We start from the raw sequence: 16,156 nt of genomic DNA, 5'->3' as shown, positions 1-16,156 counted from the left end.
GTTGAAACGCAGCGGGGGTGACTGTCTGCATGGGAGCTTCTCTGGTTTTGTACAAACCTGTTCCCGCCAGACATATCTTCTTGTGGCGAGCTCCTTTGTGGCGAGCGGGCTTGTCCCGCGTTGGGCTGCGCAGCAGCCCTGAAAACCCCAGAGGCTGCTGCGCAGACCAACGCGGGACAAGCCCGCTCGCCACGACTCTCTATCATTTCCCACAGGATTGGGTCCAACCAGCAATGTTGCGGTTGAGCACGGCCCGCGTGGGAGCTGGCGACAGCCTGCGATGAGGCCGAAACAGGCCTGCACATAGCTGTGCCCCGAACGCATCGCCGCTATGTTTTCCAGGGGTACTTCAACTCCCACTCCCAGGCATGCCGAATAATCTGCTCCAACCTCGCATACTGGGGCTCCCACCCCAGCACCGCCCGGGCCTGCGTGGCATCCGCTACCAAACGGGGCGGGTCGCCCTCGCGCCTGCGCGCCTCCTGAACGCAAAACTCGCGCTCGGTCACCTGCCGCGCCGCATCGATCACCTGCTGCACCGAGAACCCTAACCCATTCCCCAGATTGAACGCACAGCTAGCGCCCCCAGCCAGCAGGTAGTCCACCGCCAGCCCATGCGCCGAAGCCAGGTCCGCCACGTGCACATAGTCGCGAATGCAGGTCCCGTCGGGCGTGTCGTAATCGCGCCCAAACACCGTAATCGCCGCCCGACGCCCACTGGCTGCCTGCAAGATTAGCGGAATCAGATGCGTCTCCGGCTCATGGCATTCACCCAGCAAGCCACCCGGGTCCGCCCCAGCGGCATTGAAGTAGCGCAGGCATACCGACTTGAGCCCGTAGGCGCGGTCATAGTCCTGCAGCACCTGTTCGACCATCCATTTGCTGCGCCCGTAAGGGTTGATCGGCGCCTTGGTGTGGGCCTCGTCGATGGGGATGTAATGCGGGTCGCCGTACACCGCAGCGCTGGACGAAAACACCAGGTGGCCGATGCCTGCGCGTAGCATCGCCTGCAGCAAGGTCAGCGTGGCAGTGACGTTGTTCTGGTAATACTTGGCCGGATCACTGACCGACTCGCCCACCTGAATGTGCGAGGCAAAGTGGAACACCGCATCGAAACGCTGCTCGGCGAACAACCCGTCCAGGGCCCGGGCATCGGCGATATCGAGTGGCACCCATTCAATACCGGGCCGGGGAGGGGCGATGTCGGCCACCACCACTTGGTGCTGCCCGTCCTGCAGATGCTTGACCATGTGCGAGCCAATGTAGCCCGCACCACCGACGACCAGATACTTCATCCCGTCCTCCTGGAACCTGCTGCCTGTGCATACGCCCCCTGAGTAGCCGGGATTGCAGACCTGCCAGGCAGGCCCACTGAGACTCTAGATGGCTATTGCAAAGACAGCCAATTGGCCATCATCTGTGGGTCGAACTGGATCAGGTAGTGGCCGTCGCTGTAACGTGTGGCAAGCTCGCGAGCCTGCCCGGCGGCGTTACGGCTGGTCAGCTTCAGCCCTTGCGGCGCCTTGATGCGCAAGGTGCCAGTGAAGGGTTCTACGTTGAACGGGATCTTGTCATCGGCCTTGGGCACCGCGCGGGTGCCCAGCGAAATCAACAGCCGCCGCGCCTGGCCCAACGGCTTGCCATCCAGGCTCTGCACCACCACGCTGGCGTAGGGCGTGGTGGCCTGCACTTGGATAGCCGCCAGATCCACCGTGCGCCCGCCCAGCCAGCCGGTGGCGGCCTGGGTCAACGGCGTGTCGATGGTGTACAGGCCCTGTTGCCAATTGCGCCGCAGTTCACCGGTGTCGCTGGTTGCCTCGACCGCATCGGTGGGCAGCAGGGACTGGTCGGGGTCGGTCAGTACCTTGGCATCGCCGGCTATCTGCGAAGGCTTGAGCCACGCAAGCTCCGGCGTTTGCGGCATCGCTATCTGCAACCGGCCTTGGGTCATCGCGGTGCGCAACAGCACTGAGTTGGCCGGCGTGATGGCACGCTCGAACAGGGTTTTGGCGCTGGGCGCGAACACGTAGCGTGTGCTCGCCTCGCGCACATCGGCGCGCCGGTACAGCAGGGCAGCAGCGGGCAGGGTGGCGAGCATGGCCGGGTCGTTGTAGGCATGCCAATTGTCCGCCGTGCTCCAGCCACTGAATGCTTGTTGGCTGTAGGCATACTGCATGATCGCCGCCCAGCCTTGGTGGCCGGCGGTGGCCGCTACGTAAAGCGGCAACGAGTGTCTGTCAGGGGTGGGGAAGGGCTCGGCGTTCCACTCGGTGACGGTCATCGGCAGCCCGACCACCTGCGCTGCGGCCAACCAGTTGAGCATGCCGTCGCTGGTCAGCGGGTTGCGCTCCAGCTGGCCGGTGCCGCCATACGCGTGGGCGTCTATAACGTCACCTGTGGTCAGCGCCGGCAACGCGCTCAGGCCGTTACCGCCCCAAGTGCTGGTGGTGGCGATTGGCACCTTGACGCCAAGCTCGCGCAGAGCCTGGATCAGGTCGAGGTCGAAATTATGCTCCAGGTCATTGAGGAACAGCTTCGACGGCCCGTGCTCCCAGGCCCGCCAAGTCAGGTCGGCGGGCAGGTCATGAGCCTTGGCGAAGGCCTCGGCCTTTTCCATGTAGCGTTTGCTGTGCGCAGGCACGCCCTTGTCCTTGAGCAAGGCGTTGCCGTAGTGCTGGGTGACGTCGTTTTCGTTGGTCAGCAGAATTGCCGCCACTGCCGGGTCGTCCTTGTAGGCCAGGCCGGTATAGCGGTTGACGTGGGTCAGGTACTGCTCGGCAAAGCGCTTCATGGCCTGCTGAATGCTGGTGTTGACGTAGGCATAGCCCTTGAGGTCGATGGCCCGCTCGCCCTTGGCCAACTCATTGAAGTCGTCGATGTTGTCTGCGGCGGTCAGTGGGCGCTGCACATGCAGATCGAGCCACACGTAGATACCTTCATCCTTGAGGCTTTTGATCCACAGGTCGATCTTGCGCTGGGATTCTGCGTCAATCTGCTGGGTATCTTGCAAGCGAGTGATGTCGCCGAATATGTTCGGGCTGACCCAGGGCGAGTCATGGTGATGCAGGCGCACCAGGTTGAAACCCAGCGCCGACAAACGCCGGGCCTGCTCCTTGATGGCCTCGTCCGGGCTTTTGAACAGCGCGTAGGCCGAAATATTGGTGCCCCAGAAGCGCACCGGGGTGCCGTCGGCGAACTGCAGCCGCTCACCCACCGCTTTGACGAAGCCGCGCTTGCCCGCAGGCTTTTCGTCAGCGTTCAAAAACGCCAGGTCCACCGGCGACGTGCGCCAGTCGAGCTGGTCGTCCGGCCAAGTGGCCGGGTCGTTCAGGCCGAAACGCTCGGTCGGTGTCGGCGCCAGGGCAATATCGCCACTAATGGTCAAGGTTGCCTTGATCTGCTGGCGGCCCGGCACGATCGGGTTGTCGTAAAAGAACCCGCGCAGTTCGCGGGCGCTGCCGGGCTCCACATAGAACTTGGCCAGCGCCGGATCGAAGCGCATTTCGATGCGCCGGCTGGCGTTGCCCCAGGCCCAGCCGCGGTTGCCTGGCAGCAGTTGCGGCTCGCCCATCTCGCCGGCCACCAGCGCCGGATCGAACTGAAAGCGCAGCCCGCCGCCTTTGACACCGGACTTGCGGCTGTGCGCATCAAGGTCGAAGACCCAGCTCAGGGTCTGCTCATCGGCCTTGCCGATATCGGCCTTGAGGTCGAAGTCCAGGTCCTTGTTTTTGCCCAGCAAGCTGTAGCGCCATGGGCTTTCGACCTTGAACGCCGAATAAAACCCGGTCCAGCGCCAGTCTTCGGCCCAGAAATCGAACTGGCTGATCATTGCCGGGCCGCCACCGTGGGTGATGGTTGGCAGGCCAGTGGTTTGCTCAACTTGCACCGTCCATTGCGAGGCCTGCGCCAGCGACGGCAGCAGCAGTACGGCAAGCAGCGACCAGGCGCGCAGTACGCATCGATTCATGGCGGGTTACCTGGCCTGGAGGCGGTTGAGGGTGAGTGGGTCGGGTTCGGCCAGGCGCAATTGCCGCACACGCTGGATGTACGCCACCCCAAGCCCGCCAACCGACCAATAGACGATAGGGATCACCGTGATGCTGCTGACGGTGAAGATGATCACCAGGATGCCCAGCAGTGTCGCCAGCAGCGCCCGGCCCAGCAGGCGCTCTTCGTGGTCCTTGTCGGGGAAGGCGCGCATCGCCTTGCGTATGCCCAGCAGCACGCTTGCAAAGAACGCCACGAATAGCGCCAGCCCTACCAGGCCCACGCGCAAGGCCAGGCTGATATAGGTGTTGACGATGTCGATGATGCCATCGCCCTGGATCATCGCCTGCATTTCCGGGGTACTGCGGAAGTCGAACGAGCCAAACAGCGGGTTGCGCTGAATGACGATCCACGAGTTGTCGATCAGCCGTTCGCGGTAGGTGATGTTCTCGTTCTCGATGGTGCCAATGAAAGGCAGCAGGTTGAGCACCTTTTCGCCGCCAGGCACCACGGTCAGCAGCGGAATCGCCAGCACGCCGGCCAGCGCCAGCATGGTCAGGCGCTTGACCGCATTGCGCCCGGTGGCGATGAACGCGGCAATGATCACCCCGGCGCCGATCCATGGCCCACGCGAGAGCGGCGCGAACAACCCGGCGCCCAGCAGCAGCGCGCCCAGCAGCCGTTGCAGGCGGCTGCGCACGTAACTTTGCAAAAACAGGTACATGCCAATCGCCACGGCGATCACAAAGCCCAGGGCGATGGCTTGGCCGGTGGTGGCGCTGGCCCGCAGCGAGCCGCCGCGCGACAGGTAGCCGGTCATGCTCCATTGCACGCCCATGGCTTCCATCAGCGCGCTGTAAAGCAGCCAGTGCCGCACGTATTCAGCCACGGCGATCAGCGACAGCAAGAATGCCGCCAGCACGAACGCCAGCATGGCGTCCTTGAAGTCACTCAGCTCGCGCACGCCACGGCTGGCCACGTAGTAGGGCAGGAACACGTCGACATACAGGTAGAACGCCTGGCGCAAGGTGTCGGTGAGGGTGGTTTCGCGCAGGTACAGCACGCTCATCAGCACAATGCCCGCCAGCAGCAGGCGGTCTGGCCAGGTGCGGCCGAAGGGCAGGGTGTCACTGCGCCGGCCCAGCGCCAGCGAGGCGGGCAGCAGCACACACAGCGCCAGCAGGCGAATATGGTTGAGGTCGAGCACGTAGTTGATCACGCCAAAGCCCGGAATCTGCACCGAAGCCGGCGGAATCACGAACAGCAGCATGTAGAACAGCGCCATGGGGTTGCGCTCACGCTTGCCGGCAAAGGTCAGCAGCACGGCGGCGGTGGCCACATATACCCAATAGCTGAACGAGAAAAACGCCAGCAGGGTCAGCGCAAACCATAAATTGCGCCGGCGCTTGAAGTCCGCTTCGGGGATCAGGTCGGTAGCCGCCCGCCGCGCCAGCAGAAACACCACGCAGGCCAAGAACAGAATGACGACCAATGCTCGCAGATGTTCGGGCATGGATAACGGGTACCTTTTGCAGGTGGGCGGGTAGGGCCGCAGAGGCTGCGCAAGCCCGTTCCCACGCGCCGTGTTGGCGATATGGGAAAGGGCCACTAGCGTCATGGCTGATTGAAACTATAGTGACTTTAGCCATTTCAGTCAGAGATCCAGTCCATGCCGTCGATTGATGTGCCAGCAGCAGGAAGCCTGCGTCGACGTGCCATGTGGGCGGGGGCCTGGAACGTGGTGTCGTTGCTGGCTTCGCAGGTCATGCGCCTGGGCGGCAACCTCATCATCGCGCGTATTCTGGTGCCGGAAATGTTCGGCATCATGGTCATTGCCACCACCGTCTCGGTGCTGCTGCACCTGTTGTCCGATGTGGGCCTGCGGCAGAACATCATCCAAAGCCAGCGCGGTGAAGACCCGCTGTTTCTCAATACCGCATGGACCGTGCAGATTCTGCGCGGCTTTGCCTTGTTCGGGCTGACCCTGTTGCTGGCACTTGGCTCCTGGTTCAGCCAACAGGCCAACCTGTGGCCGGTAGGCTCCACCTATGCCGACCCGCAGTTGCCACTGGTACTGGCGGTGACCGGGGTTTCGGCGATTATCTACGGCCTGCAATCGACCAAGATGGACATCGCCGTGCGCACCCTGCAGCAGAAACGCGTGGTGCTGATCGACCTGGCCTCGCAATTGATCGGGCTGGTGGTAATGCTGGTTATTGGCTATTACACCCGTTCAATCTGGTCGCTGGTCGCCGCTGGGCTGGTTGCGGCGCTCACCACCACGGTGCTTGGCCACGTTGCCATGCATGGCCCGGCCAACCGCTTGCAGTGGGACCGCAGCGCCCTTGCCGAATTGGTCAGCTACGGGCGCTGGATCCTGCTGTCGTCGATGGTGGGGGTGCTGGCCATGTACGGCGACCGCATCTGGTTCGGCGCCAGCATGACCGTGGCCGAGCTTGGCGTGTACTCCATTGCCGTGCTGATTCTGGGCTCGATCCAGACCGGCCTGCTGAAGGTGGTCGGTGCGGTGGCGCTGCCCTCGTTCAGCGAGGCCGCCCGGTCAGGTGACAACGAACGCCTCAAACGCCTGTATTACCGGTTTCGGCTGCTGGTCGACCTGGTCATGTTGTTTGCCTGCGGCGGTTTCCTCACCGCCAGCCCGCTGCTCATCGGCTGGATGTACGACCACCGCTATGCGGGCGCCGGCGACATGCTGGCCATCCTCTCGTTGTCGTTCTTTACCCTGCGCTACGCCTTGGCCAACCAGGTATGGCTGGCGCTGGGCCTGACCAAGTATCAGGCAGCGGACAACATCATCCGCGTGCTGACGCTATGGACAGCGCTGCCGCTGTTGCTGGCCGTGGGCGGTACGCAGTGGGCGATCTGGGGCGTCGCGCTGCACACCTTCCCGACCTTGGCGCTGGTGGTCTACGTCAACCGCAAACTGGGCATGTTCAGCCTCAAGCGCGAGTTGATGGTGCTGCCGATGCTCGGCGCTGGCGCGCTGTGCGGGATGTTGCTGACACATTTGTTCAACTGGCTGTGAAACACGCGTTTTTTCGGGGGCAGCGGTCGGCGCGGTACAGCGCCACCGCAGAGTGACGATCATTAGGTATGGGGCCGGGATCATGGGCAAACTTCAGTATTGTTCCGGGCTATCGGGGCGCAGGCTGTTCATGCGCAACACGGTGTTGCTGGGCGCTGGCGCCTGGCTGTTTGGCGCAAGCGTGGGCGCTGCGCAAGCCGGTGAAGGCGAACGCAAGGGCGCCCAAGGCAAGGGTGGCTTTGTGGTGGTCAACGGCTGGGTGCTGCCATCGCGCTACCTGCGGGACAACCAGCCATGATCAAGGACTACCAGAGCCAAAAGACGCTTGGCGGGTCATATGATTTCTGCATTCTTGGTGCTGGCCCGGCCGGCATAACCTTGGCGTTGCGCCTGGCCGAGGCGGGCTGGCGGGTACTGCTCGCCGAGGGCGGCGGGCGGGAATATTCCGCGCACTCCCAGGCGCTTTACCACTGCACCTCCAGTGGCCTTGAGATGTACGCAGGCGAAACCCGGCTGCGCTTTCTGGGTGGCACCTCCAACCACTGGGCCGGGCGCTGCCGGCCGTTCGATGCCTCCGACTTTGCCGCAAAACCGCCCGTTGGCCTGCCTGGCTGGCCGATCAGCTACGCCGACATCGAGCGCTACCTGCCACAGGCCCGGGCCATCGTCGACCTGCCCGAGGGCGAAGATTTCAAGGCCATCAACCCAGGGCTCGATGGCGGCGAGTTCGATGCCGACCGCTTTCTGCTCAGCACGCCGACGCGCTTTGCACAGAAGTACGCCAAGGCGCTTGAAGACACCCCCGGCCTGGATGTGTTCATCAACTGCAATTGCGTCGACCTTGAGTTCGACCAAGGCAGCGGGCGGGTAACGGCGGCGGTCGTGTCCGACTACGACCTGCGCCGTGAACGAGTGCAGGCCAAACAGTTCATCCTGGCCATGGGTGCCCTGGAAAACGCCCGGCAATTGCTCAACAGCGCATCGCTGCGCGCAGCCGGCGTGGTCACCGGAGATGGCCTGGTGGGGCGCTGCTTCATGGACCACATGAACGTCGAGATGGGCACGTTCATCCTCAAGAGCGGCGAGAGCACCACCACCCGCCAGTACTACACCAGCGACGCCTTCGTCAGCGAGTACCAGTCTGGTAAAGGCAACGTCACCGCCACGGTGCTTGATGCCGTACAAGCCTACGGCCGCACCGCCGAGGTCAAGCGCTTTCTGGAGAACCTGGCCTGCGATACCGGCATGGCCAGCAAGATCGACTTCATTGCAAGCTTCAGTTGCCCAGGCGACGGCCTGCTGAGCACCCTGATCGAGCAATTCCCAAACCGCGACAGCCGGCTCACGCTGCACGAGCAAAAGGACGCGCTGGGGGTTGCCACCTTGAACATGCACTGGGCGTTGAGCGATGCCGACCGCCATACCATCAAGTGCATCGGCACCGAGCTTGCCAAACAGTTTGCCGAGGCCGACCTTGGCTTCGTCAAGCTGAACCCGTTCGTGTACGACACCGAACAGCCACTCAAGCTCGAACCACACGCCCACCACATGGGCACCACACGCATGGCGGCCAGCCCCGAGCATGGCGTGGTGGATGAACAGTGCAAGGTGTTCGGCACCGCCAACCTGCATATCGCCGGCAGCAGCATCTTCGCCACCGGGGGCGCCGCCAACCCGACCATGCCGCTGCTGCAGTTCGCGCTGCGCCTGGCCGACCACCTCAACCAGCAGATGAAGGCAACGACTGCCTGACAGGGCAATGGGATGCAAACAGGGATTGAGTGCGATGTGGTCACGTTCAGGAATACCCGACCAGACTCGCCTCAGGGACAGTCAACGACCGTACGAGGCTAGCCGTATGTTTGGATGGATACGCAAGACACTGGGCGATTACGCCCTGGCGACCGGGCGTTGCGGCCCGAGCTTCAAGCGTTTCTGCAACCCCACGCCGCGTGCCTGGGGCGAGTACCAGGCGCGCTGGGGCAGGTTTTACTCGGTGGGCTCGAACTTCCACATGAACACCGGCTGCAATGTCACCGACCCGGCTTTGACCCGTATCGGCACCAACGTCGGCTTGTCTGATTGCACGCTGATCGGCCACGACGGCGTGGTCGCGCTGATCGAACTGTCGTATGGCAAGCACCTGGATTCGGTGGGTTTTATCGATGTGCGCGACAACTCGTTCATTGGCCACGGCGCCATTGTCATGCCACGGGTGACCATTGGGCCCAACGCGATTGTCGCTGCTGGGGCCGTGGTGACCAAGGACGTACTGCCCGGCACCGTAGTCGGTGGCAACCCGGCCAAGTTCATCTGCACCACCGATGAGCTGGTGGCACGGGTCGAGGCACGCTGCGCCAGTTACCCATGGAACGACCTGCTGGAACAGCGCAACGGCTCATTTGACCCACTGCTCGAACCGGTGCTGGCCCGGCGCCGGCAGGAATACTTCTTCGGGGACGCGGGCAATGACTGACAAACCCGTCGATGTGATGGTGGTCAACTTCAACACGGCGGCCCTGCTGCAGCCGATGTTCGACGCCTTGCGCCGCGCCGGCAGTGAAGCGCTGGCAAGTTACTTGGTAGTGGACAACGCCTCAGCCGACGATTCGCTGGCGCGCCTGGCCCAGGTGTGCCCTGAGGCGCTGCTGCTTAGCAACACCCGCAATGTTGGCTTTGGCCGCGCCAACAACCAGTTGCTCGACCATCTGCGCGGGCGCTATGCCTTGTTGCTCAATACCGATGCATTCGTCGCCCCCGATAGCCTGGCCAAGACCCTCGACTACATGGATACCCACCCCGACTGCGGAGTGCTGGGCGTGCGCCTGGAGGGGCGTGACGGCGACTTGCAGCCATCGTGCCGCTACTTCCCAACGCCGCTCAACGTGTTTGCCAGCCGTACCGGGCTTGGGCGTTTCATGCCAGGGCTGAAAATGGTCGATGACATGGACTGGGACCACGCCTCGGTGCGCGAATGTGACTGGCTGCCGGGGTGTTTCTACCTGGTGCGCCGCGAAGTGCTCGAACAGGTGGGGTTGTTCGACCCGCGCTACTTCCTTTATTACGAGGAGGTCGACCACTGCAAGCGGGTCAAGGCCGCCGGCTGGAAAGTGGTGTTCTACCCGCACACCACTGTTGTGCATATCGGCGGTGAAAGCTCCAAGTCCGTGGCCGAACTCGAAGCCGCCAGCCGGCAGATCTCGGCGTACCAGATCGAAAGCGAGCTGCTGTACTTTCGCAAGCACCATGGCGTGTCGGGGCTGGCCCTGCACATGTTGCTGGTCAGCCTTGGCGATGCCGTACTGGCGCTCAAGGCATTGCTCAAGCGCCGTGGCTGGCCGGCTGTCCAGGCCTGCTGGCGGCATACCAGAGCGACCTGGGGGCTGTTGTTTGCCACCCGTTTTGCAAGCCAACCCACACGCTAGGTGAACACCATGTTCGACAACGTTCGCGCTGACTTGCGTGCCCATGGTGGCGATTGGGGCGCCCAAGGCTTCTGGGTGCTGCTGGTTTACCGCTTTGGCCGCTGGCGTTATGGCGTGCGCCCGGCGTTGCTGCGCAAGCTGCTGTCGCTGGTCTACAAGGTGCTGTTCAAACTGGTGCAGATATTGACCGGGGTCGAGCTGCCTTGCGAGGCGCAGATCGGCCGCAACTTCGTCATCGACCACTTTGGCGGCATCATCGTCAGCGGCTATGCCCGGTTTGGCGACGACTGCCGCATTCGCAACGGTGTGGTGGTGGGCCTGAAGAACGTCAGTGATCCCTGTGCACCGGTGTTTGGCAACAATGTCGATATCGGCACCGGGGCCAAGATCCTCGGCAACATCCGCATCGGCGACAACGTGGTGATCGGTGCCAACGCCGTGGTGCTGGTGGATGTGCCGGACAACTGTATGGCAGTGGGCGTGCCGGCTGTGGTCAAGGCACTCAAGCCCCGCGAAGCGGTGGTCTAGGCCATGGCCAACGGCATCGGGGTGGTGGTGATCGGCCGCAACGAGGGTGCGCGCCTTGAGCGCTGCCTGGCCTCGCTGATCGGCAGCGCCGAGCAGGTGGTGTATGTCGATTCCGGCTCCAGCGATGGCTCGGCGCAGCGTGCTGCAGCGCTGGGGGCTGAGGTGCTGGCACTGGACATGGCCCAGCCGTTCACCGCCGCCCGCGCCCGCAACGAAGGCTTTGCCCGCTTGCAAAAGGTATTGCCGGGGCTGCGCTGGGTGCAATTTGTCGATGGCGATTGCGAAGTGGTCCCCGGCTGGCTGCTCAGCGCCCAGGCGTTTCTGCTGGCCCACCCGCAGGTGGCAGTGGTGTGCGGCCGGCGCCGTGAGCGTTTCCCACAGGCATCTATCTACAACCTGCTGTGCGACCTTGAGTGGGACACCCCAACCGGCGAGGCGCGCGCCTGTGGCGGCGATGCGCTGATGCGCGCCGAGGCGTTCAGCGCCGTGGGCGGCTACCGCGCCGGGCTGATTGCCGGCGAAGAGCCCGAGCTGTGCGTGCGCCTGCGCGCTGCGGGCTGGAAAGTCTGGCGCCTGGGCGAAGAAATGACCCTGCACGACGCCGCCATGACCCGCTTCGGGCAGTGGTGGCGGCGCAGCCTGCGCGCCGGCCATGCCTACGCCGAAGGGGTCTTTTTGCATGGTGCGCCGCCCGAGCGCCACTGGCTGCGGGAATCGCGCCGGGCCTGGCTATGGGGGTTAGGTATTCCGCTGCTGATAGTGCTGGCCTGCGCGGCCCTTGGGCCGTGGGCGCTGTTGCTGGCTCTGGTGTACCCGCTGCAAGTGCTGCGTCTGGCCCGGCGAGGGGCGCGCTCGCTCCGGGAAAATACCTTGCAGGCGCTGTTTCTGGTGCTGGGCAAATTCCCAGAAATGCTTGGGCAGCTAAAGTTCTGGTGGCAGCGGCTGCGTGCCGGCCAATCGACGCTGATCGAATACAAGTGAGAGACCTATGTGGGTTAAACCGATCGTCAAGAGCGTGCTCACCCTGCAACCTGGGCTTTCGCTGCGCGCGCTCAAGGGCCGCCTGCGCCTGGCGCAGCACATCGCCCGGCAGTGGCCCGCGCTGCGGCCGTTCTTGCTGCGCATGACCGCGGCACTGAGCGAGCAGGGTTTCCAGCGCCTGGGGGTGGATAGCATCGGCGTCGTGCACTGGCCCTACATCAGCCGCTGCTGGGAGGCCCCGGAACGTCTGGAAGCAGTGGCCTCGCACTATGAAGCCGTTGCCCAGCGCTTCCCCCAGTTGTTGCTGCTGGGCCGCGATGAGCGCCTGGTGCTGTGTGACCTTGGCGACCTGTGCGCTGGCAGTTCGTTGGTGCTTGACCGGGCGATCTGGTTCAAGCGCGAAGGGGAACTTGTGCTCAACCTGTTTCAGGGCGAGCTGCGGGTCGCCTCGCTGGCATTCACCTTGCGCCAGCTCGATGCGGGCCTGTGCCTGTTCGTTGGGGCGGTGCAGGGGATTCACAAAGGCATCGACAGCGAGACGTCGTTGAATATCTACCGCGAGCTGACCAAGGACTTCGAAGGCCTGCGGCCACGCAGCCTGCTGATCGAGGCCCTCAAGTGCATGGCTCGCCACCTCGGGGTTGAGCAGATATTCGTGGTGGGCGACGAGTACCGGCATCACCGCCACCCGTATTTTGGGCGGGAGAAGGCGCTGGACCTGGGCGCCAATTACGATGTGATCTGGCAAGAGAACGGCGCAACCGCGTCGTCTCGCCCCGACTTCTACAGCCTGCCGATAGCCGCTAGCACGCGCGCTGCCGAGGATATCGCCGCAAAAAAACGCGCCATGTACCGCCGCCGGCAGGCCTTGCTCGATGAGCTGTTCGCCCGCCTGCAAGCCGCGCTGCCGGGGGCTGCGAGTGTGCAGCAAAGCCCCTTGCCCGATGCGCAGGCGGCGAATGTAAGCCTGCAAGGCGGCCACTGAATAATCATTGCAACCAGGGTTTCGGGGGCTTATGCGCATCGCTTATTTCATCAATCAATACCCCAAGGTCAGCCACAGTTTCATCCGCCGCGAAATCCTGGCGTTGGAGCGCCAGGGCATTGTGGTCGAGCGTTTTGCCCTGCGCGGCTGGGACGCCGAGCTGCAGGACGCTGAGGACCACAGCGAACGTGGCAACACCCGGTATGTGCTGCAGGACGGCATCAAGGGCTTGCTGCGCCCGACCTTCGAGGTGCTGCGCGCCGCGCCCGGCCGCTTCTTCGCGGCGCTGCGCCTGGCCCTGCGGGTGGGGCGCAGCGCCGACCGAGGGTGGCCGTACCACCTGGTTTACCTGGCCGAAGCCTGCCGCTTGTTGCAGTGGTTGCAGGCAGCAGGGTGCGAGCATGTGCATGCGCATTTCGGCACCAACTCTGCCGAGGTGGTGATGCTCGCCCAGGCGCTCGGCGGGCCTGGCTACAGCTTTACCGTGCATGGGCCGGAAGAGTTCGATAAACCGCAGTTTCTGCACCTGGGCGAGAAGGTGCGGCGTGCATCGTTTGTGGTGGCGGTCAGCGCTTATGGCCGTAGCCAGCTGTACCGCTGGGTAGACCATGAGCACTGGAGCAAGGTGCGGGTTGTGCATTGCGGGCTGGAGCGTAGTTTCCATGACGTGCCGGCACAACCGGTGGCCGATGTTGCGCGGCTAGTCTGCGTGGGGCGCCTGTGCGAGCAGAAAGGCCAGTTGCTGTTGCTGGAAGCTGCGCACCTGCTGGCGCAGCGCGGCGTGCGGTTCGAGCTGGTGCTGGCGGGCGATGGCGAGCTGCGCGGGGCCATCGAGGCGCTGGTAGTGCGCTACGGGCTCCAAGCGCAGGTGCGAATCACCGGCTGGGTCAGCGGCGCACGGGTGCGCGAAGAACTCCTCGGCGCCCGGGCCTTGGTGCTGCCCAGCTTCGCCGAGGGCCTGCCGGTGGTGATCATGGAGGCCATGGCCTTGCGCCGCCCGGTATTGACTACCTATGTTGCGGGCATCCCTGAACTGGTGCAGCAGGGCAGCAACGGCTGGCTGTTCCCAGCCGGCTGCATCGAGTCGCTGGCCGAGGCCATCAGCGATTGCCTGACACAACCCGTTGAGGTGTTGCAGCGCATGGGTGAGGCGGCCCATGAGCGAGTACTGCAACGTCATGACATCGACACCGAAGCCGCACGCCTGGCTGAACACTTCAAGGCATCGCTATGACCACGCTTGTCGCCTGGCTGCTGGGCGCGCTGGCGCTGCTGGTGCTGTTGCCGGTGTTGGTGCTGTTCGTCCAGGTGCTGCTGGCCTGCCTGCCCATGCGCCCATTACCCGCCAGCCAAGGGCCGCGTGGGCGCCTGGCGGTGCTGGTGCCCGCGCATGACGAGGCGGCGGTCATCCGCTCGACCCTGGCCAGTATCAGCAGCCAGCTGCGCGAAGGCGACCGCTTGCTGGTGGTGGCTGACAACTGCAGCGATGACACCGCAGCCCTGGCGCGCGCCGCCGGCGCCGAGGTGGTGGAACGCCGCGATGAGCTGTTACGCGGCAAAGGCTATGCCCTGGACCACGGCGTACGCCACCTGGCCGCCGACCCGCCCCAGTTGGTGCTGATCATCGACGCGGACTGCCTGGTGGGCGAGGGCGCCATTGAGCGCCTGGCCCGTTGCTGCGCCGCTGCCGAGCGGCCAGTGCAGGCGCTGTACCTGATGCGGGCCCCGGCGGGTGCAGGGCTTAAGGTGCAAGTGGCCGAGTTTGCCTGGCGGGTAAAAAACCTGGTGCGCCCACGGGGCTGGGCGCGGCTGGGCCTGCCGTGCCATTTGATGGGCGCTGGCATGGCATTTTTATGGCGCGACTTGGCCACGGCTGAGCTTGCCAGCGGGCACCTGGTCGAGGACCTCAAGCTGGGCTTGGACTTCTGCCGCCATGGCAAGCCGCCGCTGTTCTGCCCCGAAGCACAGGTCAGCAGCCAGTTCCCCAGCAGTGATGAAGGATTGCGTAGCCAGCGTACGCGTTGGGAGCATGGGCACCTTGGCGTCGTTCTGGCCGACGCTCCGAAGCTTGTGGCCAGCGCCGTGGTACGCGGCAACGTTGCGCTACTAGCCATGAGCATCGATTTGCTGGTGCCGCCCCTGGCGCTACTGGCGCTGGCATTGCTAGCCGTCTTCAGCTTGTGCTGGCTTGGGTTTTTGCTGTTTGCGGTTGTGGCACCGGCGTTGATCGCAACGCTTGCCTTGTTGCTGCTAGTGACTGCGGTGATGTTGGCCTGGGCTCGGTTCGCTCGCGACCAGATCACGTTTTCGGTGCTGTTGTACGCGCCGTTCTATGCCGCGAAGAAAATCCCGTTGTACTTGGGTTTTCTGATCCGCCGCCAGGTGGAGTGGGTGCGTTCAAAAAGGGATGACCAGCCATGAATGCGCAAAACTGGCAGGGCCGCTGGGCGGCGATACTGGAAAAACTGCATCTGGTCCAGGGGCCAGCGGATGAGCAACGCGTGCTGCAGGCGCTGACCAGGCCCGGCGCGCCGATGGTGCTGGGCTTTGTCAACGCCCATGCACTGAACCTGGTAGCGGGGGATGCCGGCTATGGTTCGGCGCTGTCGGCAGCTGACGTACTGCTGCGCGACGGTGCCGGGGTTGCCATTTTGCTCAGGCGGCTGGGCCGGGAGCCGGGCTTGAACATGAACGGCACTGACCTGATTCCGCGCCTGTTGGCCGCGTTCAAGGGCCGGCGCGTCGCGTTCTGGGGCACCCGCGAGCCGCACCTGGGCCTGGCGGTTGCCCGCTGCGAGGCAGAATTCGGCGTGGACGCGGTGTCGGTGCACGATGGCTTTGCCGACTTTGATACCTATTTGGCCCTCGCCGAACGCTTGCAACCAGAGCTGATCGTGCTGGGCATGGGCATGCCCAAGCAGGAAGCGCTGGCCGCAGCACTTGCCGCCAGCGAGCGGCCCTGCCTGATCGTCTGCGGTGGGGCCATCCTGGATTTTCTCGGTGGCAAGGTCAGCCGCGCACCGGCCTGGCTGCGCCGCTTTGGCGGTGAGTGGGTGTACCGATTGTGCAAGGAACCGCGGCGCCTGTTTACCCGTTACGTGCTCGGCAACCCGCTGTTTTTACTGCGCACAGTGTTTTACCCACGTTACAAACCGCGATAAGGGCAGGGTACTGCTACAGTGATATCAAACACTCTGACACCCT

Annotated in this window: 14 protein-coding genes; 11 read left to right on the top strand and 3 right to left on the bottom strand. The window is 64.0% G+C overall.

Annotated elements, in window-relative coordinates; genetic code table 11:
• Positions 1–329: 329 nt before the first annotated feature.
• The 3 genes from galE to HU719_RS09280 all read right to left on the bottom strand — a co-directional run bounded on the left by galE (position 330) and on the right by HU719_RS09280 (position 5,500).
• On the bottom strand, positions 330–1,295 hold the full coding sequence (gene galE / locus HU719_RS09290) for a UDP-glucose 4-epimerase GalE (protein ID WP_186537198.1): 966 nt from the start codon (positions 1,293–1,295) through the stop codon (positions 330–332).
• 92 nt (positions 1,296–1,387) lie between these two features.
• The gene (locus HU719_RS09285) at positions 1,388–3,967 is read right to left on the bottom strand and encodes a cellulase family glycosylhydrolase (RefSeq protein ID WP_186537199.1); all 2,580 of its coding nucleotides are present in this window, start codon (positions 3,965–3,967) and stop codon (positions 1,388–1,390) included.
• Positions 3,968–3,973: 6 nt separating this feature from the next.
• On the bottom strand, positions 3,974–5,500 hold the full coding sequence (locus HU719_RS09280) for an O-antigen ligase family protein (RefSeq protein ID WP_186522415.1): 1,527 nt from the start codon (positions 5,498–5,500) through the stop codon (positions 3,974–3,976).
• A gap of 156 nt (positions 5,501–5,656) precedes the next feature.
• Here HU719_RS09280 and HU719_RS09275 point away from each other — a divergent pair, with 156 nt between their 5' ends.
• The 11 genes from HU719_RS09275 to HU719_RS09225 all read left to right on the top strand — a co-directional run bounded on the left by HU719_RS09275 (position 5,657) and on the right by HU719_RS09225 (position 16,113).
• A complete protein-coding gene (locus HU719_RS09275) occupies positions 5,657–7,033 on the top strand; it encodes an oligosaccharide flippase family protein (protein WP_186537200.1) in 1,377 nt (458 codons plus the stop codon).
• Positions 7,034–7,115: 82 nt separating this feature from the next.
• Positions 7,116–7,331, top strand: a complete 216-nt coding sequence (locus HU719_RS09270; protein WP_186537201.1) for a hypothetical protein — start codon at positions 7,116–7,118, stop codon at positions 7,329–7,331.
• Entirely contained in the window at positions 7,328–8,785 is a 1,458-nt protein-coding gene (locus HU719_RS09265; protein ID WP_186537202.1) for an FAD-dependent oxidoreductase, read from the top strand. Before HU719_RS09270 ends, HU719_RS09265 begins: the two co-directional genes overlap by 4 nt.
• A gap of 106 nt (positions 8,786–8,891) precedes the next feature.
• Positions 8,892–9,509 carry an acyltransferase gene (locus HU719_RS09260; protein WP_186522411.1) on the top strand — a complete coding sequence of 206 codons (618 nt, stop codon included), beginning with the start codon at positions 8,892–8,894 and terminating at the stop codon, positions 9,507–9,509.
• On the top strand, positions 9,502–10,458 hold the full coding sequence (locus HU719_RS09255; protein WP_186537203.1) for a glycosyltransferase family 2 protein: 957 nt from the start codon (positions 9,502–9,504) through the stop codon (positions 10,456–10,458). Before HU719_RS09260 ends, HU719_RS09255 begins: the two co-directional genes overlap by 8 nt.
• A 9-nt stretch (positions 10,459–10,467) precedes the next feature.
• Positions 10,468–10,986, top strand: coding sequence for a serine O-acetyltransferase (locus HU719_RS09250; protein ID WP_186522408.1), 519 nt, complete (start codon positions 10,468–10,470; stop codon positions 10,984–10,986).
• Between the two features lie 3 nt (positions 10,987–10,989).
• Complete coding sequence (locus HU719_RS09245; RefSeq protein WP_186537204.1) at positions 10,990–11,967, top strand: glycosyltransferase family 2 protein; 978 nt, start codon at positions 10,990–10,992, stop codon at positions 11,965–11,967.
• Between the two features lie 7 nt (positions 11,968–11,974).
• Positions 11,975–12,952, top strand: coding sequence for a DUF535 family protein (locus HU719_RS09240; RefSeq protein ID WP_186537205.1), 978 nt, complete (start codon positions 11,975–11,977; stop codon positions 12,950–12,952).
• 31 nt (positions 12,953–12,983) lie between these two features.
• Positions 12,984–14,186, top strand: a complete 1,203-nt coding sequence (locus tag HU719_RS09235) for a glycosyltransferase family 4 protein (RefSeq protein ID WP_186537206.1) — start codon at positions 12,984–12,986, stop codon at positions 14,184–14,186.
• The gene (locus HU719_RS09230; RefSeq protein WP_186537207.1) at positions 14,183–15,373 is read left to right on the top strand and encodes a glycosyltransferase family 2 protein; all 1,191 of its coding nucleotides are present in this window, start codon (positions 14,183–14,185) and stop codon (positions 15,371–15,373) included. Before HU719_RS09235 ends, HU719_RS09230 begins: the two co-directional genes overlap by 4 nt.
• Complete coding sequence (locus HU719_RS09225; RefSeq protein WP_186537208.1) at positions 15,370–16,113, top strand: WecB/TagA/CpsF family glycosyltransferase; 744 nt, start codon at positions 15,370–15,372, stop codon at positions 16,111–16,113. Before HU719_RS09230 ends, HU719_RS09225 begins: the two co-directional genes overlap by 4 nt.
• Positions 16,114–16,156: the final 43 nt, after the last annotated feature.

The organism is Pseudomonas farsensis, assembly GCF_014268805.2.
Taxonomy (GTDB): Bacteria; Pseudomonadota; Gammaproteobacteria; order Pseudomonadales; family Pseudomonadaceae; genus Aquipseudomonas; species Aquipseudomonas farsensis.
The sequence above is the reverse complement of the archived record's forward strand: the minus strand, read 5'-3'. Positions and strand labels throughout refer to the sequence as shown.

Coding starts and splice junctions, on each gene's coding strand:
- HU719_RS09235 (WP_186537206.1), top strand. CDS start 12,984: ATGCGCATCGCTTATTTCATCAATCAATACCCCAAGGTCAGCCACAGT.
- HU719_RS09270 (WP_186537201.1), top strand. CDS start 7,116: ATGGGCAAACTTCAGTATTGTTCCGGGCTATCGGGGCGCAGGCTGTTC.
- HU719_RS09250 (WP_186522408.1), top strand. CDS start 10,468: ATGTTCGACAACGTTCGCGCTGACTTGCGTGCCCATGGTGGCGATTGG.
- HU719_RS09240 (WP_186537205.1), top strand. CDS start 11,975: ATGTGGGTTAAACCGATCGTCAAGAGCGTGCTCACCCTGCAACCTGGG.
- HU719_RS09285 (WP_186537199.1), bottom strand. CDS start 3,967: ATGAATCGATGCGTACTGCGCGCCTGGTCGCTGCTTGCCGTACTGCTG.
- HU719_RS09265 (WP_186537202.1), top strand. CDS start 7,328: ATGATCAAGGACTACCAGAGCCAAAAGACGCTTGGCGGGTCATATGAT.
- HU719_RS09255 (WP_186537203.1), top strand. CDS start 9,502: ATGACTGACAAACCCGTCGATGTGATGGTGGTCAACTTCAACACGGCG.
- HU719_RS09225 (WP_186537208.1), top strand. CDS start 15,370: ATGAATGCGCAAAACTGGCAGGGCCGCTGGGCGGCGATACTGGAAAAA.
- HU719_RS09245 (WP_186537204.1), top strand. CDS start 10,990: ATGGCCAACGGCATCGGGGTGGTGGTGATCGGCCGCAACGAGGGTGCG.
- HU719_RS09230 (WP_186537207.1), top strand. CDS start 14,183: ATGACCACGCTTGTCGCCTGGCTGCTGGGCGCGCTGGCGCTGCTGGTG.
- HU719_RS09280 (WP_186522415.1), bottom strand. CDS start 5,500: ATGCCCGAACATCTGCGAGCATTGGTCGTCATTCTGTTCTTGGCCTGC.
- galE (WP_186537198.1), bottom strand. CDS start 1,295: ATGAAGTATCTGGTCGTCGGTGGTGCGGGCTACATTGGCTCGCACATG.
- HU719_RS09275 (WP_186537200.1), top strand. CDS start 5,657: ATGCCGTCGATTGATGTGCCAGCAGCAGGAAGCCTGCGTCGACGTGCC.
- HU719_RS09260 (WP_186522411.1), top strand. CDS start 8,892: ATGTTTGGATGGATACGCAAGACACTGGGCGATTACGCCCTGGCGACC.